The organism is Streptomyces broussonetiae, from assembly GCF_009796285.1.
Taxonomy (GTDB): domain Bacteria; phylum Actinomycetota; class Actinomycetes; order Streptomycetales; family Streptomycetaceae; genus Streptomyces; species Streptomyces broussonetiae.
On sequence record NZ_CP047020.1, the window covers coordinates 6,209,826 to 6,229,951 of the forward strand.

The window sequence follows — 20,126 nt, forward strand, 5'->3', positions numbered from 1 at the left end:
CAGGGGGCAGCCACGAGCGCACACGCGTGGCGTCCACCGGCCCATTCCACGAGGCCCGGACGTCGGAAGGCACCCGGGCCGGACGGCCGGGCGCACGCTGCCGGCAGGTCCTCGGACTGACTCCTGGGCGCATACGCGCACAAGTACACCGTTGCGGGACAGTTCCGGATTCACACCGGATTCCCCTGCGACGACAGCGAGGATGAGCATACATCTAGTGCCGGGCTGTCGTGGCACCACCAGATGTTGTGTCTGTTGTGTGTTGCGCTGGCTTCAGAGCGTCAACTTGTGTATGACGGGAGGTATGCGAAACGGGCCGCCGTGGGTTCGTCCCCCGGCGGCCCGCTGTGGTGGTGTGCCGCGTACGACGTGCGTCAGTGGGCGACGCCCACCAGTTCCGTTTCGACACCCTGGTCGCCCGCGTCCGCCGTGTAGTCCTCCGGCCTGGTCTCGTCGATGCCCTCGGGGGCCTTCACGGCCCGCAGGACGAGCGTGAGGACCACCGTGACCGCCACGTTGAGCACGAACGCCGTGAAGCCGATGTAGCCGATCTCACCGATGCCCGGGATCTCCTTCGACGAGCCTCCGAAGTGCTTCTGGGTCGGGGAGGCGACACCGTACGCGGCGACCGTGCCGTAGATCATGCCGACCGCCCAGCCGGTGAGCAGCGCCCAGCGGTGGAACCAGCGGGTGAACAGGCCGCCGACCAGGGCCGGGAAGGTCTGCAGGATCCAGATGCCGCCCAGCAGCTGGAAGTTGATGGCGACGGTCTTGTCCATGGTCAGGACGAAGAGCAGGGCGCCGAACTTCACCAGCAGCGAGACGATCTTGGAGACCTGGGCCTCCTGCCTCGGCGTGGCGTCCGGCTTGATGAAGTCCTTGTAGATGTTGCGGGTGAAGAGGTTCGCCGCCGCGATCGACATGATCGCCGCCGGCACCAGCGCGCCGATGCCGATCGCCGCGAAGGCCACGCCCGCGAACCAGTCCGGGAACATGTCCTCGAACAGCTGCGGGATCGCCAGCTGGCCGTTGGTGACCTTCACGCCGGCCGCGATCGCCATGAAGCCCAGCAGGGCCAGCAGGCCGAGCATCAGGGAGTACAGCGGCAGGATCGTGGTGTTGCGGCGGATCACCTCACGGCTCTTGGACGACAGGGTCGCGGTGATCGAGTGCGGGTACATGAAGAGGGCCAGGGCCGAGCCGAGGGCCAGGGTGGCGTAGGTCCACTGGCCCGCCTCCGGCGGCGCGAGCGCGCCGCGCGGCTTGCCGGTGGCGGGGCTGACCTGGCTGAACGCGTGGCCCGCCTTGGCGAAGATGTCGTCGAAGCCGCCCAGCTTGATCGGGATGTAGATGATCGCCACCGCGATGACGATGTAGATCAGGGCGTCCTTGACGAACGCGATCAGGGCGGGCGCGCGCAGGCCGGAGGAGTAGGTGTAGGCCGCCAGCACGCCGAAGGCGATCAGCAGGGGCAGGTCCTTCATGAACCAGTTGGTGTTGTCCCCGCCGCCGACCCCCATCACGTCCAGCACGGCCTGGATGCCGACGAGTTGGAGCGCGATGTACGGCATCGTCGCGAGGATTCCGGTCAGCGCCACCGCGAGCGACAGGCCCTTCGAGCCGAACCGGCCCCGGACGAAGTCCGAGGTGGTGACGTACCCGTGGCGGTGCGAGACCGACCACAGGCGCGGCAGGAAGGTGAAGATCAGCGGGTAGACCAGGATCGTGTACGGCACCGCGAAGAAGCCGGACGCGCCCGCCGCGTAGACCGCCGCCGGCACGGCGACGAAGGTGTACGCCGTGTACAGGTCCCCGCCGAGCAGGAACCAGGTGATCCAGGTGCCGAACGACCGTCCGCCCAGGCCCCATTCGTCCAGCGAGTGCTCGTTCTCGGCCTTGCGCCAGCGTGCGGCGAGGAAGCCCATGACCGTGACGGCCAGGAAGAAGAAGATGAAGACGCCGAGCGCGACGCCGTTGACCCCGTTCTTCACTTCGCCTCACCGCCCTGGGGCGCGGTCGGGGAGCGCTGGTCGTACTGCCACAGCTTGTACGCCGTCATGGTGAGTGCGGCGGAGATCGGCACCCAGAGCATCTGGTACCAGTAGAAGAACGGGATCCCGATGAACGCGGGATCCGTCTTGGCGTACGAGCCGACCCACAGCATCGCCACGAAGGGTGCGACGAGACACAGGCCGATGATCACGCGGACCGGTGTCACGACCGGTGGTCTCACTTCTGGTGTATCGGACATGCCGCGACTCCGTCCCCTCGTTGATCACCCGGGTAATGCGATCACCTGTGTAATGCGCAGGCAATCTAGGTGACGCAGGACCCCAGCGGAAGACCTCGTCCGGATTCCGGATCGCGGGTTCCCCGGTACGGCCGCGGTGGGCTCTCAGCGGCTCGGTCACCACGAAGTCGCAGAGTGCCGCGAAGACTTCGCGAGCCGGACAGCCAGGTGGATCCCGAATCTCCCGCAGCGTGATGTTCGCCCCTTTCCGCACTTCCGCGCGGGCCGTGTCGATCGCCGGATGCTCCTGCAGGAGACCGAGCGCCTCGGCGTGCAGGGCGGGGTCACTCAGCTCTCCACATTCTCGGAAAGCTGTGGCGCACCGTCGGGCCCCACTCAATCAGCGTCCGTCGCAAGTCGATGCCGAGCACGGGGGCCGAGTACGGGGACGAGTCCCGGACTGTTCTACTCGGCAGGCCGCTTGAGTCGGGCCACGAACTTGTAGCGGTCCCCGCGGTACACCGACCGCACCCACTCCACCGGTCTGCCCTCGTGGTCCAGGGAGTGGCGGGAGAGCATCAGCATCGGCAGGCCCACGTCGGTGCCGAGCAGGCCCGCCTCGCGCGGGGTGGCCAGGGAGGTCTCGATGGTCTCCTCGGCCTCCGCGAGGTGGATGTCGTACACCTCGGCGAGGGCGGTGTAGAGGGACGTGTACTTCACCAGGGACCGGCGCAGCGCCGGGAAGCGCTTGGCGCTCAGATGGGTGGTCTCGATGGCCATCGGCTCGCCGTTGGCCATGCGCAGCCGCTCGATGCGCAGCACGCGCCCGCCGGCCGAGATGCCGAGCAGATCGGCGAGCCGCTCGTCGGCCGTGATGTACCCGATGTCCAGCAGCTGCGAGGTCGGCTCCAGGCCCTGGGCGCGCATGTCCTCCGTGTAGGAGGTGAGCTGGAGCGCCTGGGAGACCTTGGGCTTGGCGACGAAGGTGCCCTTTCCCTGGATGCGCTCGAGCCGGCCCTCGACGACCAGCTCCTGCAGGGCCTGGCGGACGGTGGTGCGGGAGGTGTCGAACTCGGCGGCCAGCGTGCGCTCGGGCGGCACTGGCGTGCCCGGGGCCTGCGTCTCCGTCATGTCGAGCAGGTGCTTCTTCAGGCGGTAGTACTTGGGCACGCGAGCCGTACGGACGGTCGTGCCGGCCTCGTTCTCCGCACTGCTGACGTCGGTGCTCATGCTCTGCCTTCCCGGCTCCGGATGCCGAAAGCGACCGGCTGACATCGGCCACGGCTCACATCGTGGCACGGCTTTGTGTGTCCGGAGTCCACCCGCACGCTCCGTGATCTCCTCTATATACCGTCGCACTCCAGGTTGGTCTAGTCCATCGGGCTCGGTGTGCGCTGCCCGTACCGGTATGGGCAACGGCACGGGCAGCGGCGTATCGGTACCGACGCCCCGGGCTAGATGCCCTGCCAGTCCGGCTTGTTGGCGTAGGTGTGCCGGAAGTAGTCGGCGAGCTTCAGCTTGGACGCGGCCGCCTCGTCGACGACCACCGTGGCATGCGGGTGCAGCTGGAGCGCGGAGGCCGGGCAGACGGCCGCGACCGGGCCCTCGACCGTCGCGGCGACGGCGTCCGCCTTGCCCTCGCCGGTCGCGAGCAGCACCAGGTGCCGGGCCTCCAGGATGGTGCCGATGCCCTGGGTGATGACGTGGTGCGGGACCTGCTCGATGTCGCCGTCGAAGAAGCGGGCGTTGTCGACGCGGGTCTGCTCGGTCAGAGTCTTGATCCGGGTGCGTGAGGCGAGCGAGGAGCACGGCTCGTTGAAGCCGATGTGCCCGTCGGTACCGATGCCGAGCAGTTGCAGATCCACCCCGCCCGCCTCGGCGAGCGAGCGGTCGTACGCCTCGCACGCCGCCTGGATGTCCTCGGCGGTGCCGTCGGGTCCGAGGAACGCGTCCATGCCGATGCCGAGCGGCTCAAGGACCTCCCGGCGCAGCACCGAGCGGTAGGACTCGGGGTGGTCGGCGGGCAGCCCCACGTACTCGTCGAGCTGGGCGATCCGGGCCCGCGAGGTGTCCACGGAGCCGGAACGCACCTTCGCGGTCAGTGCCTGGTAGATGGGCAGCGGGGTGGAGCCGGTGGCCACGCCGAGCAGGGCGTCGGGCTTGCGTCGCAGCAGCTTGGCCATGGCCTCGGAGATCAGCTCGCCGCCCGCCGCGGCGTCCGGAACGATGACAACTTCCACGCTGGGCCTGCCGTTCTGAAGTGGGCTCTGTGCGTCTCTATGTGGTTTAGACCAATCTAACAGAATCGACGTTCGTGGGCGTGGCCAAGGAGAGGGAAAGGTCCCTTGGGAAAGCCCGGGAAATGGTCAGGTGAGGGAGCCGCCCGTCGCGTCCAGCCAGTGGCCCGTCACCCAACGGCCGTCCTGTGAGACCAGGAAGGCCACCACGTCGGCGATGTCCGCCGGCGCGCCCACCCGCCCCAGCGCCGAGTAGGCCGCCGCACCCTGCCGTGCCTCCTCGCTCCCGCGCAGCCAGTCGGCGTTGACGTCGGTGTCCACGATGCCCGGTGCCACCGAGTTCACCGTGATGCCGCGGGGGCCGAGCAGCTTGGACAGGTCCCGCGAGAAGACGTCCAGTGCGGCCTTCGTCATCGCGTAGGCGAGCAACTGGGGCATCGCGGCGTTGCGTGCGAGCCCCGACGATATGTTCACCACCCGTCCGCCGTCGCGCAGCCGGTCCGCCCCGAGCCGGGTGAGGAAGAACGGCGCTTTCACGTTCACCGCGAAGAGCCTGTCGTACTCCTCCTCGTCGATCTCCGTGAAGGGGCGGGAGGTGCCGATGCCCGCGTTGTGCACGAGGATGTCCACGCCGTCCGCGTGCCGGTCGAACTCCTCCCACAGGCGCGCGGCGTCCCCCGGCTCGCCGAGCCTCACCCCGAGCGCGAACGCCGAGCCGCCGGCCGCCTCGATGGCCGCGACCGTCTGTTCGGCGGCCTTCGCGTCGCTGCCGTAGTGCACCGCCACCCGGGCCCCGTCCCGCCCCAGCCGCTCGGCGATTCCCCGTCCGATACCCCGGCTCGCGCCCGTGACCAGCGCCGTCCTCCCCGTGAGCACACCCATCCCCGCCATCCCTTCACATTTGTCTAGCGGTCGCTACACAAAAACCGTACACCATCCCTCCGGTATTTTTCTAGGGTCCGCTATAAAATGAACCTCATGGTGAACGGGCAGGACACGACAGTGCAGGACGGCGCCCGCCGGACGCGCGGCCGACCGCGCTCCTTCGACCGGGCCACCGCACTGGAGAAGGCGCTGATGGCCTTCTGGGAACACGGCTACGAGGCCACCTCGGTCTCCGACCTCACCCGGATCATGGGCATCGGGGCCCCCAGTCTGTATGCGGCATTCGGTGACAAGCGGAGCCTGTTCGAGGAGGTCGTCCGGGTCTACACCGACACGCACGGCGCCTTCGGCGACCGCGCCCTCGCAGAGGAGCCCACCGCCCGCGCGGCCGTGGAGCGCATGCTGCGCGAGGCCGCCGCCGAGTACACCGACCCCGCCCACCCCTACGGCTGCCTGGTCGTGCACGCCGCCACCAACTGCTCCAGCGCCGAGGTGGAGGGGCTGCTGCGCGAGCGGCGCAACGCCAACATCGCCGCCTTCGCCACCCGGATCCGGGCGGACGTCGCGGCGGGGCTGCTCCCGGCCGGCACCGACGCAGGCGCCCTCGCCCGGCACACTGGCGCGATGATCCAGGGCATGTCCCAGCAGGCGCGGGACGGGGCGAGCCGGGAGGATCTGGAGGCCCTCGCGGAAATTGCCATGGCCATCTGGCCCCATGAGTGAGCCCGGCGGGCTAGGCTGCGTGCTGCATGGCATCGAGTGCCATCAACCTTGTGCGTGAGGTTCTGTGCACGCGGCCTTGTGCACGCGCCTCGTGCGGGCGGCTTCATGTACGCGGCCTTGTGCCGGTGGCCTGTGCGTACGCGGTCCTCGTACATGCCGACAAGACCATGGACACATCCTTGTGGTCTAGTCCACAATTCCAAGAGAACACAAGCCTCCGTCTTCCCCGCACAGGAAGGCGGATCGAGGAACCGGAGCTCTCTGCCCTGACTGCCCCGGCTCCTCGACCTTCGGCCGACCGGGACCGCACACCCCACGGCCGATGATGCTCCGGGCTGCGGTGCCGGGAGGGTTGAGGGTCCCTTCCAGGCGCCGCGGCCCGCGGGTGTTTTCAGCCACGTTCAAACGTGCGGGTACGCTCCAAGACGTGCCCTCCATGAACGAACTGGTCCGCCAGCACACCGCCCTCGACGACTCCGACCTCGAGTGGCTCCACCTGCTGGTCTCGGAGTGGCAGCTGCTCTCCGACCTCTCCTTCGCGGACCTGGTTCTGTGGGTCCCCACCCGGGACGGCACCCGGTACGTCTCGGTCGCCCAGATGCGCCCCAACACCGGCCCCACCTCCTACCAGGACGACATGGTCGGCCACCTCGTCCCGCGCGGCCGCCGGCCCATGCTGGACGCGGCCCTGGACGAGGGCCGGATCGTGCGCGAGGGCGACCCGGAGTGGCGCGAGGAGGTCCCCGTACGGGTCGAGTCCATCCCCGTACGCCGTGAGGGCCGGGTCCTCGGCGTGATCGCCCGCAACACCAACCTGCTCACCGTGCGCACCCCGAGCCGGCTGGAGCTGACCTACCTCCAGAGCGCTTCCGACCTCGCGCAGATGATCGCGGCCGGTTCCTTCCCCTTTCCCGGCCAGCAGGTCGACATGGACGCCGCGCCGCGCGTCGGCGACGGACTGATCCGGCTCGACGCGGACGGCACCGTCCAGTACGCCTCCCCGAACGCCCTGTCCTCGTATCACCGCCTCGGCCTCGCCGCCGACCTGGTCGGCCACCACCTCGGGCGGACGACCGCGGAACTCGCCCCGACGCGCGGACCGGTGGACGAGGCGCTGGCCAAGGTGGCCAGCGGCTGGGCGCCACGCGAGTTCGAGATCGAGGCCAACGACGGGGTGATCCAGTTCCGGGCGATCCCGCTCAAGCCCAAGGGCACCCGGATCGGCTCGCTGGTGCTGTGCCGGGACGTCACCGAACTGCGGCGCCGTGAGCGTGAGTTGATCACCAAGGACGCCACCATCCGGGAGATCCACCACCGGGTGAAGAACAACCTCCAGACGGTCGCTGCCCTGTTGCGCCTGCAGGCCCGGCGCATCGACTCCGAGCGCGGCCGGGAGGCCCTGGAGGAGGCCGTCCGCCGGGTCGGCTCGATCGCGATCGTGCATGAGACGCTGTCTCAGAACCTGGACGAGCGGGTGGAGTTCGACGACATCGCCGACCGCGTGCTGGCCATGGTCGCCGAGATCTCGCCGGGCAAGGTGACCGGTCGGCGCAGCGGACGCTTCGGGATCCTCGACGCCGAGGTCGCCACCCCGCTGTCCATGGTCCTCACCGAGGTCCTCCAGAACGCCCTGGAGCACGGCTTCCGTGAGGGCGACACCGGCACGGTCGAGGTCTCCGCGGTCCGCGGCGGCACGACCAAGGAGGCCCGCCTCCTCGTCACCGTCCAGGACGACGGCGTCGGCCTGCCCGAGGACTTCGACCCGCACCGTTCCGGCAACCTCGGCCTGCAGATCGTCAGGACGCTGGTGGAGGGCGAGCTGGGCGGCTCGTTCGACATGGTCAGGGCGCCGGAGCGGGGGACCCGGGTGATCCTCGACATTCCGGTGCGGGCGCAGAAATAGCCAACGGCCCTGCGGAACAAGCGGGTTGGGGCGGGCCATGGGCCGGCGCTGCTGAGCACAGCAAAAAGCCCCGGACCACCATGGGTCCGAGGCTTGTGCTCGTTGCTGCTCTGCTTCTATCGCTAAGCGCATCGGGGGATACTGCGCGCTGCGGCTCGGGGGCGGGAGATGCGTACGTGGTGCACGCGCCGCCAAGCTCAGGCTGTCAGCAGGGGTGGGAATGTCAGGCGGAGGCCTGACGAGCCCGGTTGCGAGCGGCGCGGCGCTTCATGGCGCGGCGCTCGTCCTCGCTGAGACCACCCCAGACGCCGGAGTCCTGACCGGACTCGAGCGCCCACTGCAGACACTGCTCGATCACCGGGCAGCGACGGCAGACGGCCTTGGCTTCCTCGATCTGCAGCAGCGCAGGACCGGTGTTGCCGATGGGGAAGAAGAGCTCGGGGTCTTCCTCGCGGCAAACGGCGTTGTGACGCCAGTCCATGGCTGCTACCTCTCCTTGGTATTACGTGCTGGGTGCTTGTGAATGTGAACGCTTTCACGAATCCCTCAACAAGTGAAGGGCCGACCGCCGAGATCTTCCCGGCGTGGTCCTGGGTTTGAAGAGGGGTTCTGTCGATCAGCGGAGGCCGGTGTTGCGGGCCGTCCCGATCGACACGTAGAGACTCGCAAACCTCAGCGGCGGATACAACCCCTTCCGGAAAGTTTTTTTTGATTCCTCGGTGTCGACTAGGTCACAGCCGTACTTCCATGGGGTGGATCCTGGCCTAAACGTTCGAGTGAAAGGACTTTGGCCCCTTCCGCTCACACAATCACACGCAGTGCACGGCGTACGCCTGTGAACGTCACGCTCGTACGCAGCCCGAGGTGGTCGCCGTCCATCTGGAGGGGCAGAGGCGCCTTCGAATGCAAGGTGAACTGGTCCAGATCGTGCAGTGAGTGGGCATGCCTGCCATGGGGGCCGCGCTCGGGGGACGAAGTGAGCAACTGGGTGCCATACCGGGCAACCGCGGTCGCCGACAGGCGGCTGAGACCGAGTACGTCGAGGCCGGTATCGAACGAGGCCTTAGGCGACGTGTACATGGGGCGATTGCCGAGATACGTCCAAGGGGCCGTGTTCGAGACTATGGCGAGCACAAGATCCTGGACCGGGTCCTCGCCGGGCCGTTCGAGCGTGATCGCGCCGTGCCGGCGGTTCGACTCGCCGAGGAACTGCCGGATCACCTGACGGACGTAGAGCCCGTGTGTCGACGTCTTGCCCTGCTCACGCTGCTGCTCGACCCGGCCGACCACACCCGCGTCGAAGCCGAGCCCGGCGTTGAAGGTGAACCAGCGCTTGGGGACCGCCTCGTCCTCGGTGCCGGGCGTGCCCGAGGTCAGCCCGAGCCCGACGACCTGCTCCCTGCTCTCGCGCAGCGCGTCCAGCAGGGCCCCGGTGGCCTCGACGGGGTCGTTGGGCAGGCCCAGGGCGCGGGCGAAGACGTTCGTGGAACCGCCGGGCACCACGGCCAGACCGGGCAGGCGGTCCAGGGCGGGACCGGCGTGCAGGAGGCCGTTGACGACCTCGTTGACGGTGCCGTCGCCGCCGAGGGCCACCACGAGGTCGATGTCGTCGCTGTCCGCCGCCTGCCGGCCGAGGTCGCGCGCGTGGCCGCGGTACTCGGTGGTGACCGCCTCCAGCTTCATCTCGCTCGCCAGCGCGTGGATCAGGACGTCACGCCTGCGTGCGCTTGTGGTGGTAGCCGCCGGATTGACCACGAGAAGTGCACGCATGGATGGCAGCGTACCTACTGGGGGGTACCCGACGAAGGCCGAGGTAGGGATCGGGTAAGAGAGGGGGGCGTGAGCCTGGACACTCCACGGGCTCTCGGGGCGCGGAACTGCGGCCGTGGGGCGGCGGCTACCCTGCTGAGGTGAGCAGTGAGCAGAAGCCCGCCAAGGGCGCCGCGGACACCACCGAAGCCGTCGCCGCCGAGCCGCGCCCGCGCCGGCTGACGTACGCGGCGGCGCTCGCCGTGCTGGAGGGCGTCGCCCTGGTGGTCGGCGGCCTGTGGATGCTCGTCCTCGGGATCACCGGCGGCGGTTCCGGCCGGCAGCAGGGTGTGTCCCTCGGTGTCACCCTCGTCGTGCTCGCGCTGCTGCCGCTGCTCGCCGCGCGCGGTCTGCTGCTGCGGCGCAGCTGGAGCCGGGGCCCGGCGGTTATCACCCAGCTCATGGCGCTTCCGGTGGCCTACAGCCTGCTCAAGGCCGACAGCATGGCCATCCCCGCGGGCATCGCCCTCGCGGCCGTCGCCGTGCTGGGGCTGGTGCTCCTCGTCAATCCCGCGACGACCCGGGCCCTCGGCATCAAGGGTCCGGGCCGGAGCGAATAGAGCCGCCGGCTCACTCCTCGACGAGGAGCTTCTCCCGCAGCTGGGCCAGCGTGCGGGCCAGCAGGCGGGAGACGTGCATCTGGGAGATGCCGACCTCCTGCGCGATCTGCGACTGGGTCATGTTCCCGAAGAAGCGCAGCAGCAGGATGCGCTTCTCGCGCGGTGGCAGATCCTCCAGCAGCGGCTTGAGGGACTCGCGGTACTCCACGCCCTCCAGCGCCTCGTCCTCCGCGCCGAGGGTGTCGGCCACCGCCGGTGACTCGTCGTCGGTGTCGGGGACGTCCAGGGACAGCGTGGAGTACGCGTTGGCGGACTCCAGGCCCTCCAGGACCTCCTCCTCGGAGATCGCGAGTTTCTCGGCCAGCTCGTGGACCGTGGGGGAGCGGCCGTGCAGCTGGGACAGCTCGGCCGTCGCCGTGGTCAGCGCGAGCCGCAGCTCCTGCAGCCGGCGCGGCACGCGCACCGCCCAGCCCTTGTCGCGGAAGTGCCGCTTGATCTCGCCGACCACGGTCGGGGTGGCGTACGTGGAGAACTCCACGCCGCGCTCCGGGTCGAACCGGTCGACGGACTTGATCAGGCCGATCGTGGCGACCTGGGTGAGGTCGTCCAGCGGCTCGCCGCGGTTGCGGAAGCGGCGCGCCAGGTGCTCCACGAGCGGCAGATGCATACGGACCAGCTGGTTGCGCAGCTCGGCGTACTCCGGGCTGCCCGCGTTCAGCTTGCGCAGCTCGACGAACATCGCCCGCGCCCCGCTGCGGTCCTGGGGGCCGTGCTGTACGGCCTGCACGGCCTCCGCGCCCAGCGCCTCGTCCCCGGCGTATCGCTCGTGCTCGCTCATCGTCCCGCCCGTAGCCCTTCCCCGAGCCCTCGCACCTGCGCGGACGGCGGATTCGGCGCCGCCGGGCCGATTCGGCGGCACGCCCAGCACGGCGCCGCCGTCGCCGGCCCGCACGGAGTCGTCCTCCGGGTGCGGTCTGGCCTGCTCGGGGATGCTGTCGATGCCGTCCGCCATGCGCCGCGAACCGTCCCGAGGGGGCTCCCCGGAGATCCCGCCTGCGCTCGGCCAGGGGGCACCCCCGTCCCCGGCCGGCAGCTCCCGTGTGCCGCGCTCTTCGTCCCGCACCGGACCGTCCCCGTTCCTCACGCCGGGCCGGGGCCCGCGCCGCGCTGTTTGTAGAGGCTGATCGACACGGTCTTGTCCTCGTCGACGGCGGACGAGACCTTGCCCGCGAGGGCCGAGAGCACGGTCCAGGCGAAGGTGTCCCGCGAGGGGGCGTGTCCGTCCGTGGTCGGCGCCGCGACCGTGACCTCCAGCGAGTCGTCGACGAGCCGGAAGACACAGCTGAGCACGGAGCCGGGCACGGCCTGTTGGAGGAGGATCGCGCAGGCCTCGTCCACGGCGATGCGCAGGTCCTCGATCTCGTCCAGGGTGAAGTCCAAGCGGGCCGCGAGACCGGCCGTGGCCGTCCGCAGCACCGACAGGTAGGCACCCGCGGCCGGCAGCCGGACTTCCACGAAGTCCTGATTCGCCGTGGGCTCGCCTGCGATCTGGGACACCCTCACCTCCATGGTGGTACAAGCTCTACGGGGCCGAGGGTCGCCCCCCGGGGTAACGCGTACGTGGTTCCGCGGTGACGCTATCGCGCTCCGATCGGTCCTGTCCCCGGGACCCCAACCCCCTGGCGTCACTCACAGTAAAGCTGTGGATACGCTCCGTGTCTAGAGGGTTTGCGGGCCCAAAAGGGAAGAGCGCGCGCCGGGTTGACGTACCCAGGCGTCCGACGCTCGAACCGTCGTACGGCCGCTACCGCATGCAGTGTCACACGAGAACGCACCCGGACGCCGAGCAGCCGGGCTGCGGCCGGGCGGGAAGCCGTCGGCGCGGCAGGCCGTTCAGACGAGGATGTGGTCCACGAAGCACCACCGCCAGTCCTCGCCGGGCTCGAAGGTTCGCATGACCGGGTGTCCGGACTCCTTGTGGTGCCCCGTCGCATGCTGCCCCGGCGAGGAGTCGCAGCAGCCGACGTGACCACAACTGAGGCACAGCCGCAGCTGCACCGGGTGCGTGCCGTCGCGCAGGCACTCCGGGCAGGTCGGGTTGAGCGGCTCGGGTTCCGGGCGCGGTAGTGCGTCGGAGTGCGTGCACTGTTTCATGATTGCCAGATTACGACGGGTGTGCGGGTGGCCGCGCGAAAAACGAGGGTGGGCGAGGACCATGGACGTGATGCCGCTGCTGTTGCTGGTGGCGGGCAGTGCGGGTATCGCGGGGGTCGCCCGGCGCACACCGGTGCCGGCACCGCTGCTGCTGGTCGCGGTGGGCCTGGCCGTCTCGTACGTCCCCGGGATCCCGCACTACACGCTGGACCCGGCGATCGTCCTGCCGCTGGTGCTGCCCCCGCTGCTGTACAAGGAGGGCACCGAAAGCTCGTACCTCGACCTGCGGGCCCAGATGCGGCCCGTGGGGCTGCTGTCCATCGGGTACGTGCTCTTCGCGACCTTCGTCGTCGGCTGGGTCACCTATCTCGTCGTGCCGGGGCTGCCGTTGCCCGCCGCGCTGGTGCTGGGCGCCGTGGTGGCGCCGACGGACGCGGTCGCGGCGGCGTCGATCGCACGCCGGGTCGGCCTGCCGTCCCGGATCACCACCATCCTCCAGGGCGAGTCCCTGCTCAATGACGCCACCGCGATCACCGCCTACCGGGTGGCCCTTGCCGCGGCCGTCGGCGAGGGCGCCACCTGGGCGAGCGGCATCGAGGAGTTCCTGCGGGCCGCGGTCGGCGGTGTGCTCGTCGGACTCGTGCTCATGGTGCCGATCCACTGGCTGCGCACGCACCTGAAGGAGGCCCTGCTCCAGAACACCCTCTCCCTGCTGATCCCGTTCGTCGCCTACGGCGTCGCCGAACAGCTGCACGGCTCCGGCGTCCTCGCGGTCGTGGTGGTCGCCGTCTATCTCGGGCACCGCGCGTGGGAGGTCGACTTCGCCACCCGGCTGCAGGAGGACGCGGTGTGGCGGATGGTCGCCTTCCTGCTCGAGTCGGCGGTCTTCGCCCTGATCGGCCTGCAGCTGCCGACCGTGCTCAAGGGGTTGGGTGCGTACCAGGGGGCCGACGCGGCCTGGTACGCGTTCGCGGTCTTCGCCGTGGTCGTCGCGGCCCGCTTCGCGTGGGTGTTCCCGGCGACCTTCCTGCCCCGCGCGCTCTTCCGCCGGATCAGGGAGCGCGAGGACAACCCCACGTGGCGGGCACCGGTCGTGATGGGGTGGGCCGCCATGCGCGGGGTGGTGTCCCTGGCCATCGCGTTCTCGATCCCGCTCACGGTGCACGGCGGCGCTCCCTTCCCGCAGCGGAACCTGATCCTCTTCCTGACCTTCACGACGGTCATCGGCACCCTGGTCGTGCAGGGCCTGTCGCTCGCGCCGCTGATCCGCCTGATGCGGTTTCCCGGCCGGGACCGGCAGGCCGAGACGCTCGCCGAGGCCAACGCCCAGGCCCAGGCGTCACGAGCGGCCGAAAGACGCCTCGACGAACTCCTCTGCGACGAGCGCAACGATCTGCCCCCGCCGCTCGCCGACCGCCTGCGCACGGTCCTGGAGCGCCGCCGCAACGCCGTCTGGGAGCGGCTCGGCCAGACCAACCCCGTCACCGGGGAGTCGGTCGACGAGACCTACCGCCGCCTCTCCCGCGAGATGATCAGCGCCGAACGCGCGGTCTTCGTCAAGCTCCGAGACCACCGCTACCTCGACGACGAGATGCTGCGCGTCCTGCTCAGACGTCTGGACCTGGAGGAGGCGGCGGCCTACCGGGAGGCGGGCCAGGCCTGAGGGAACGGCCGACCGGTGACCACGGCGGCGATCGTCGTCCCGCGCGCGTAGGCGCCTTCTTCCGCGAGAGTGACAAGTCCGTAGAGCAACTTGGCGACATAGAGACGCTCGACGAGCAGCCCGTGGCGGTCCTCGAAGTCCCGTGCGAACGCATGCAGTGCGGGGGTCGTACGGGCGTACCCGCCGAAGTGGAAGCGTTCCTCCAGCGACCAGGAGCCGGTACGACGGCCGAAGGCACGTTCCTGCAGTGCCTGGATGTCGGCTTCCAGGAAGCCGCCCTTGAGGACCGGTACGCCGAGCGCGCGCTGCCCGGGTGCCAGACCCGCGGCCAGCCCCGCGAGCGTGCCACCGGTGCCGCAGGCGACGGCCACGACATCGGCGTGCCCGCGCAGTTCCTCGCCGAGGGCCCGGCAGCCGCGCACGGCCGCGTTGTTGCTGCCGCCCTCGGGGACGACGTACGCCTCCTCGACACCGGCCGCGCGCAGGATCGCGGCCAGGATGTCCGGCTCGGTCTTGCGCCGGTACGTCGATCTGTCGACGAAGTGCAGCCGCATGCCGTCGGCCGCGCACCGGGCCAGGGACGGGTTGAGCGGACGGCCGGCCAGCTCCTCGCCGCGGACCACGCCGGTGGTCGGCAGCCCGAGGAGGCGGCCCGCGGCGGCGGTGGCCCGCAGATGGTTGGAGTAGGCCCCGCCGAACGTGACCAGCGGCCGGCCGTGCGCCGCCGCGATGTTCGGCACCAGCTTGCGCCACTTGTTGCCGATCAGCTCCGGGTGGACGAGGTCGTCGCGCTTGAGCAGCAGCCGCAGCCCGCGCCGCCCGAACCGCTCGTCCCGCACCTCCTGCAGGGGCGAGGGGAGCCGGGGAGCGAGGGCGTCGAGGCTGGTCACGCTCCATTGTCGCCCGGCCCGGGTGCCCGGCCGCGGTGGTACTACCCCTGCAGCCGCGCTCCGACCCGCTCCCGCAGCCAGGCCATGTCGAAGCCGCGCGGGTCCACCTTCCCCGGCTGCCACTCCAGGTGGCCGATGACCGACTGCTGCGACCACCCGTGCCGGCGGCACACCGCCGCCGCGGCGCGGGTGATCGCCTCCAGCTGGGCCTTCGGCCAGGTATCCACGCCGTCGCCCAGGTTCTCGCACTCGAAGCCGTAGAAGTGCCGGTCGCCGTCGGTGTCCGCCACGGTGTCCGGCGGCAGCCCCGTCTCGGCGATCACCGCGCGCAGGACCTCGTCGTCGCCGGGCCCGGCATGGTTGGCCCGGCCGTGGCCGACCAGGTGGACCGTGCCGTCCTTGGTGATCACACCGTGGCACAGCGGGCCCGGCAGCCCCTCGTAGCCGTCCCGGCAGACCTGGACCGTGCGCGCGCCGCCCAGGGTCACCGTGTGGTGGACCATCACGCCGTGCACCGGTCCCCACGGCCCCTTGTGGTTGCGGTTGTGGTGCCGCCAGTCGCCGGCCTCGGCGACCCTGACGCCCTCCGCCAGCAGAACGTCCAGAAACGTGCTCGCGGACATGGGTGGGGCCATGCCGTCTCCTTCACTCGCGCCTCGTCCCGCAGCGAACCTCTACCGAAAAGCAGGCGTCCCGGACCACCTGGTTCGCACGCCGTGCGAGCCGATCCGGCCAGGTGGCGTGGGTCGGCGGCCCCGTGGGGTCTGTACGAAGTCCCCCTTTATGCCCAGGAGTTCAATGATCCATTCCCGCTCTTTCGGGTAATGGCGACGGCGCGTTCCGTGATGGAAGGCTCGGCCTCGAGACCGGTGCGCGTGCGATCCGGCACCGGGCATACATGGGAGGACATTTCCTTATGTCGGTAGGCGAAGAGGTCCGCACGGACGAGGGCAAGCCCCAGCAGTCCCTCGGCACAGCGGCCGCGCGGAACCTGGCCACCACCACCAAGTCCGTTCCGCAGATGCAGGAGATCAGCTCCCGCTGGCTGCTGCGCACGCTCCCGTGGGTGGATGTACAGGGCGGCACGTACCGCGTGAACAGGCGGCTGACGTACGCCGTCGGCGACGGCCGCATCACCTTCGTGAAGACCGGGGACCAGGTCGAGGTCATCCCGGCCGAGCTGGGCGAGCTGCCGGCCCTGCGCGCCTACGAGGACGAGGAAGTGCTGACGGAGCTGGCCCGGCGCTGCCGTCAGCGCGACTTCGCTCCCGGAGAGGTCATCGCCGACTTCGGCAACCAGACCAATGAGGTCTACCTGCTCGCGCACGGCAGGGTCGAGAAGATCGGCACGGGCCCGTACGGCGACGACGCCGTCCTCGGGGTCCTCGCCGACGGCGCCTACTTCGGCGAGCAGGCCCTGCTCGACCCGGACGCCATCTGGGAGTTCACCGCCCGCGCGGACACCGCGACCACGGTGCTGATCCTCAGCCGCCAGGACTTCCAGCAGGTCGCCGAGCGCGCGGACTCCCTGCGCGCACACCTCGAGCAACTGCGCTCGATCCCCGAGCAGGCGACCAACAAGTACGGCGAGAAGGAAGTCGAGCTGGCGGCCGGCCACTCCGGCGAGCCCGACATCCCGCACACCTTCGTGGACTACGAGGCGCGGCCCCGCGAGTACGAACTGAGCATCGCCCAGACCGTGCTGCGCGTCCACTCGCGCGTGGCCGACCTGTACAACCAGCCGATGAACCAGACCGAGCAGCAGCTGCGGCTCACGGTCGAGGCGCTCAAGGAGCGCCAGGAGCACGAGCTGATCAACAACCGCGAGTTCGGGCTGCTCCACAACTGCGAGTACGACCAGCGGATCCAGCCGCACGACGGCGTGCCCAGCCCGGACGACATGGACGAGCTGCTCAGCCGCCGTCGCAGCACCAAGCTGTTCCTGGCCCACCCGCGCGCGATCGCCGCGTTCGGCCGCGAGCTGAACAAGCGGGGCCTGGTACCGGAGACCGTCGAGATCGGCGGCAACCGCATCCCGACCTGGCGCGGTGTGCCGATCTACCCCTGCAACAAGATCCCGGTCACCCCGGAGCGCACGACGTCGATCATCGCGATGCGTACCGGCGAGCAGGACCAGGGCGTCATCGGCCTGCGGCAGTCGGGCATCCCGGACGAGATCGAGCCGAGCCTGTCGGTCCGTTTCATGGGCATCAACGAACAGGCAGTCATCAACTACCTCGTCACGGCCTACTACTCGTCCGCCGTGCTGGTGCCGGACGCGCTCGGCGTGCTGGAGAACGTCGAGATCGGCCGGTGGAGGTGACGTTTCCGCACTTCGCGGCCGTGTTCTCGCCCGCCGGGGCGGGTAGACCCTCGGCACACGTGTCCGGGCGGGCCGGTGACACCGGCGTGCGCGGACCTGGCAAGGGGGAGACATGGCCGAGTTCATGACGGAGACGACGCAGAGCGAACAGCGGTCCCCCGCCGTGCCCCGTCCGGGCGCGGCGGGGGACGCGCGGGGCGGTACCGGCAGGCCGGAGCAGGAGCAGAGGGCGCCGGACGGCGACGGCACAGAGCCGGCCGAGGGGCAGGAGGCACTGGCCCTGCTGGAGCGCACCAGGGCCCTGGTCGACCCGGAGCTGCGCGCGGCCCTGGAGTCGCTGCCCGGTTCCATGCGCCGGATAGCGCTCTACCACTTCGGCTGGCAGAACGCCGACGGCACCTCGGCGGCGGGCAACGCCGGCAAGGCCATAAGGCCCGCGCTCGTCCTGGCCGCGGCCGAGGCCCTCGGCGGCCCGGCGGCCCGAGCGGCGGCCGTCGGGGCAGCGGTGGCGGTCGAACTGGTCCACAACTTCACGCTGTTGCACGACGACGTGATGGACCGCGACACCTCCCGCAGGCACCAGCCCACCGCCTGGACCGTGTTCGGTGACACCGACGCGATCCTCGCCGGGGACACCCTGCTGGCGCTGGCCCTGCGACTGCTCGCCGAGGACGCCCACCCGGCCGGCGGACCGGCCGCGGCCCGGCTCGCGAACTGCGTCGTGGAGCTGTGCGCCGGAGAGCACACCGACACGGACATGGAGCACCGCGCCCCGGACGAGGTCACCCTCGACGAGGTGCTCGCCATGGCCGAGGCCAAGACCGGCGCGCTGCTGGGCTGCGCCTGCGCCCTCGGCGCGCTGTACGCGGGCGCCGGGCCGGAGGAGGTGGCGGCGCTGGACGGCTTCGGCCGCCAGGTGGGGCTCGCCTTCCAGCTGATCGACGACGTCATCGGGATATGGGGTGATCCGGAGCGCACCGGCAAGCCGGCCGGCGCGGATCTCGCGGCCCGCAAGAAGTCGCTGCCGGTGGTGGCGGCGCTCACGTCCGGCACCGAGGCGGCGGCGGAGCTGGCCGAGCTGTACGGGAAGCCGTACGTCGCCGGGGACGCCGAGGGCATCGCGCGCACGGCACTGGCCGTGGAGCGGGCCGGCGGCCGGGACTGGGCGCAGGCCGAGGCGGCCGACCGGATGGCCCGCGTGATGCAGGAGCTGGCCCGGGCTGTCCCCGACCCCGAGGCGGCGGGTGGACTGCTGGCCCTTGCCGAGTTCGTGACCCGGCGCAGCAGCTGACGGCTGCCGGAAACGGCGGCCGGGAGGAATCCGGAGTCCCCGGACCCGCGCGGCTCCTGACCCCGCGCGGTCACGGGGGCTCCGGCCAGGCGGGCCTCGCACATCCCCACAGTGTGCGAGGCCCGCCGTTTGCATGGATTCGGAAGCCGTCCTCCCACTTGAGGCCGTACCGAACGCGTCCCCCGAAATGCCTTGCGGTCGCAGCCTCCCTGTCACTACAACTGAACCACTACAGATGCAGTGGTCAGGTCTTCGGCCACCCGGACGCCGCGCCGCATCCCGTCAAGTCCTGCAGAAAAGGGATCAGTTTGCGCAAGCTCACCTACTTCATCGCCTGCTCGCTCGACGGCTTCATCGGTGACGAGCACGGCGACGGCTCCGCGATGCTCCGCTTCTTGGACGAGGAGTACCTCGACTTCCTGAAGACCGAGTTCCCGGAGACCATCCCCACCCACGCCCGTGCGGCGCTCGGCCTCGGTGACCTGGAGAACAAACGGTTCGACACCCTCATCCAGGGCAGGGCCAGCTACGACCTGGCCCTGAAGGAGGGCGTCACCAGCCCTTACGCCCACCTGCGCGAGTACGTCGCCTCCCGCACGCTCGGCGCGTCCCCGGACCCGAACGTCGAGATCATCGCCGACGACCTGACCGGCCGGGTCCGCGCACTCAAGGCGGAGGAGGGCGGCCTCGGCATCTATCTGTGCGGCGGCTCGCACATCGCAGGTGAACTGCTGGACGAGATCGACGAACTCGTCATCAAGAGCTACCCGATCGTCTACGGCACCGGCATGCCGATGTTCGGCACCGGCCTCGACATCAAGGAGTTCGGCCTCGAAGGGGTGCGCACCTTCACCAACGGGGCCATCGTGCGGACGTACAAAAGGAAGCGCTGAGCCCGCCGCCGGCGCCGTACCGTGGGCGCATGCCGAAACTGCCCCGGATCTTCCACATCACCGAACGCTCCCTGTGGGAAGCGGCTCGTGCGCGCGGCACCTATGAGCTGTCGACACGCGGCCGCACGCTCCAGGAGGAGGGCTTCATCCACTTCTCCACCCGCGAGCAGCTCCCGCGCATCGCCGCCTTCCTCTACGGCGACTACGACGGCCCGGACGAACTGGTCGTACTGGTCGTGGACCCGGCCCTGGTCGGCGCGCCGGTGAAGTACGAGGCGGTGGAGCCCGGCGGGGAGGAGTTCCCGCATGTGTACGGGCCGGTCCCGGCCGACGCCGTGGTGGACGTGGAGCCCTGGAAGTGAGCGGGCCGGTCGCGTCTCGCGCGTAGCGGTCGCCCGATGCCGGCCTGGGCCCTGGCGTCGAACTCCCGCCTGCCCCGCGACGCCGTGCACGCCCTCTCGCCGCACCGGGCCCGGGCCCGAGTACGTCCAGCACGAGGGCCGGGACCCGGCACCCCGGGAGCACGCACCTGACGCCGCGAGGCCCGTCCTCCGGGCGGACGGCG

Annotated in this window: 20 protein-coding genes and 1 riboswitch; of the genes, 8 read left to right on the forward strand and 12 right to left on the reverse strand. The window is 70.3% G+C overall.

Annotated features, from left to right (window positions below):
* Positions 1-85 precede the first annotated feature (85 nt).
* Positions 86-256: riboswitch (cobalamin riboswitch) on the reverse strand.
* Positions 257-374: 118 nt separating this feature from the next.
* The 5 genes from mctP to GQF42_RS28745 form a co-directional block, all read right to left on the reverse strand.
* Entirely contained in the window at positions 375-1,991 is a 1,617-nt protein-coding gene (gene mctP, locus GQF42_RS28725; protein ID WP_158924595.1) for a monocarboxylate uptake permease MctP, read from the reverse strand.
* Entirely contained in the window at positions 1,988-2,251 is a 264-nt protein-coding gene (locus GQF42_RS28730) for a DUF3311 domain-containing protein (protein ID WP_158924597.1), read from the reverse strand. The genes mctP and GQF42_RS28730 overlap by 4 nt, the downstream gene beginning before the upstream one ends.
* Before the next feature lie 444 nt (positions 2,252-2,695).
* Positions 2,696-3,460 carry a GntR family transcriptional regulator gene (locus GQF42_RS28735; protein ID WP_158924599.1) on the reverse strand — a complete coding sequence of 255 codons (765 nt, stop codon included), beginning with the start codon at positions 3,458-3,460 and terminating at the stop codon, positions 2,696-2,698.
* Between the two features lie 224 nt (positions 3,461-3,684).
* The gene (gene nagB / locus GQF42_RS28740) at positions 3,685-4,470 is read right to left on the reverse strand and encodes a glucosamine-6-phosphate deaminase (protein ID WP_158924601.1); all 786 of its coding nucleotides are present in this window, start codon (positions 4,468-4,470) and stop codon (positions 3,685-3,687) included.
* A gap of 126 nt (positions 4,471-4,596) precedes the next feature.
* On the reverse strand, positions 4,597-5,349 hold the full coding sequence (locus GQF42_RS28745; RefSeq protein ID WP_158924603.1) for an SDR family oxidoreductase: 753 nt from the start codon (positions 5,347-5,349) through the stop codon (positions 4,597-4,599).
* Positions 5,350-5,436: 87 nt separating this feature from the next.
* Here GQF42_RS28745 and GQF42_RS28750 point away from each other — a divergent pair, with 87 nt between their 5' ends.
* Together GQF42_RS28750 and GQF42_RS28755 are read left to right on the forward strand one after the other, a co-directional pair.
* Positions 5,437-6,075 carry a TetR/AcrR family transcriptional regulator gene (locus GQF42_RS28750; RefSeq protein WP_375995514.1) on the forward strand — a complete coding sequence of 213 codons (639 nt, stop codon included), beginning with the start codon at positions 5,437-5,439 and terminating at the stop codon, positions 6,073-6,075.
* 427 nt (positions 6,076-6,502) lie between these two features.
* Positions 6,503-7,978: a sensor histidine kinase gene (locus GQF42_RS28755; protein WP_158924607.1), complete on the forward strand. Its 1,476-nt coding sequence runs from the start codon at positions 6,503-6,505 to the stop codon at positions 7,976-7,978.
* A 223-nt stretch (positions 7,979-8,201) separates the two neighbouring features.
* Here GQF42_RS28755 and GQF42_RS28760 read toward each other — a convergent pair whose 3' ends face one another.
* Entirely contained in the window at positions 8,202-8,459 is a 258-nt protein-coding gene (locus GQF42_RS28760) for a WhiB family transcriptional regulator (protein WP_003992873.1), read from the reverse strand.
* 320 nt (positions 8,460-8,779) lie between these two features.
* Complete coding sequence (locus GQF42_RS28765; RefSeq protein WP_158924609.1) at positions 8,780-9,748, reverse strand: diacylglycerol/lipid kinase family protein; 969 nt, start codon at positions 9,746-9,748, stop codon at positions 8,780-8,782.
* Between the two features lie 140 nt (positions 9,749-9,888).
* Here GQF42_RS28765 and GQF42_RS28770 point away from each other — a divergent pair, with 140 nt between their 5' ends.
* A complete protein-coding gene (locus GQF42_RS28770) occupies positions 9,889-10,347 on the forward strand; it encodes a hypothetical protein (protein WP_158924611.1) in 459 nt (152 codons plus the stop codon).
* 10 nt (positions 10,348-10,357) lie between these two features.
* Here the strand turns inward: GQF42_RS28770 and GQF42_RS28775 are convergent, their stop codons facing one another.
* From GQF42_RS28775 to GQF42_RS28785, 3 genes are all read right to left on the reverse strand, one after another.
* Complete coding sequence (locus GQF42_RS28775; RefSeq protein ID WP_199272838.1) at positions 10,358-11,470, reverse strand: RNA polymerase sigma factor SigF; 1,113 nt, start codon at positions 11,468-11,470, stop codon at positions 10,358-10,360.
* A 17-nt stretch (positions 11,471-11,487) separates the two neighbouring features.
* A complete protein-coding gene (locus tag GQF42_RS28780; RefSeq protein WP_031163342.1) occupies positions 11,488-11,904 on the reverse strand; it encodes an ATP-binding protein in 417 nt (138 codons plus the stop codon).
* Between the two features lie 336 nt (positions 11,905-12,240).
* Positions 12,241-12,501, reverse strand: coding sequence for a UBP-type zinc finger domain-containing protein (locus GQF42_RS28785; protein WP_158924615.1), 261 nt, complete (start codon positions 12,499-12,501; stop codon positions 12,241-12,243).
* Positions 12,502-12,562: 61 nt separating this feature from the next.
* Here GQF42_RS28785 and GQF42_RS28790 point away from each other — a divergent pair, with 61 nt between their 5' ends.
* Entirely contained in the window at positions 12,563-14,164 is a 1,602-nt protein-coding gene (locus GQF42_RS28790) for a Na+/H+ antiporter (RefSeq protein ID WP_158924617.1), read from the forward strand.
* Here GQF42_RS28790 and GQF42_RS28795 read toward each other — a convergent pair.
* Positions 14,140-15,054 carry a 1-aminocyclopropane-1-carboxylate deaminase/D-cysteine desulfhydrase gene (locus GQF42_RS28795; RefSeq protein ID WP_158924619.1) on the reverse strand — a complete coding sequence of 305 codons (915 nt, stop codon included), beginning with the start codon at positions 15,052-15,054 and terminating at the stop codon, positions 14,140-14,142. The two genes, GQF42_RS28790 and GQF42_RS28795, sit on opposite strands and share 25 nt — an antisense overlap.
* A gap of 41 nt (positions 15,055-15,095) precedes the next feature.
* Positions 15,096-15,689: an N-acetylmuramoyl-L-alanine amidase gene (locus GQF42_RS28800; protein WP_158924621.1), complete on the reverse strand. Its 594-nt coding sequence runs from the start codon at positions 15,687-15,689 to the stop codon at positions 15,096-15,098.
* A 281-nt stretch (positions 15,690-15,970) separates the two neighbouring features.
* On the opposite strand from GQF42_RS28800, the gene GQF42_RS28805 reads away from it, so the two are divergent.
* From GQF42_RS28805 to GQF42_RS28820, 4 genes are all read left to right on the forward strand, one after another.
* Positions 15,971-17,377, forward strand: a complete 1,407-nt coding sequence (locus tag GQF42_RS28805; RefSeq protein ID WP_158924623.1) for a family 2B encapsulin nanocompartment shell protein — start codon at positions 15,971-15,973, stop codon at positions 17,375-17,377.
* Positions 17,378-17,489: 112 nt separating this feature from the next.
* Positions 17,490-18,668, forward strand: a complete 1,179-nt coding sequence (locus GQF42_RS28810; protein ID WP_158924625.1) for a family 2 encapsulin nanocompartment cargo protein polyprenyl transferase — start codon at positions 17,490-17,492, stop codon at positions 18,666-18,668.
* A gap of 308 nt (positions 18,669-18,976) precedes the next feature.
* Entirely contained in the window at positions 18,977-19,561 is a 585-nt protein-coding gene (locus GQF42_RS28815; RefSeq protein WP_158924627.1) for a dihydrofolate reductase family protein, read from the forward strand.
* 29 nt (positions 19,562-19,590) lie between these two features.
* Positions 19,591-19,923 (forward strand): DUF952 domain-containing protein, encoded by a 333-nt coding sequence (locus GQF42_RS28820; RefSeq protein WP_158924629.1) that lies wholly within the window; start codon positions 19,591-19,593, stop codon positions 19,921-19,923.
* Positions 19,924-20,126: the final 203 nt, after the last annotated feature.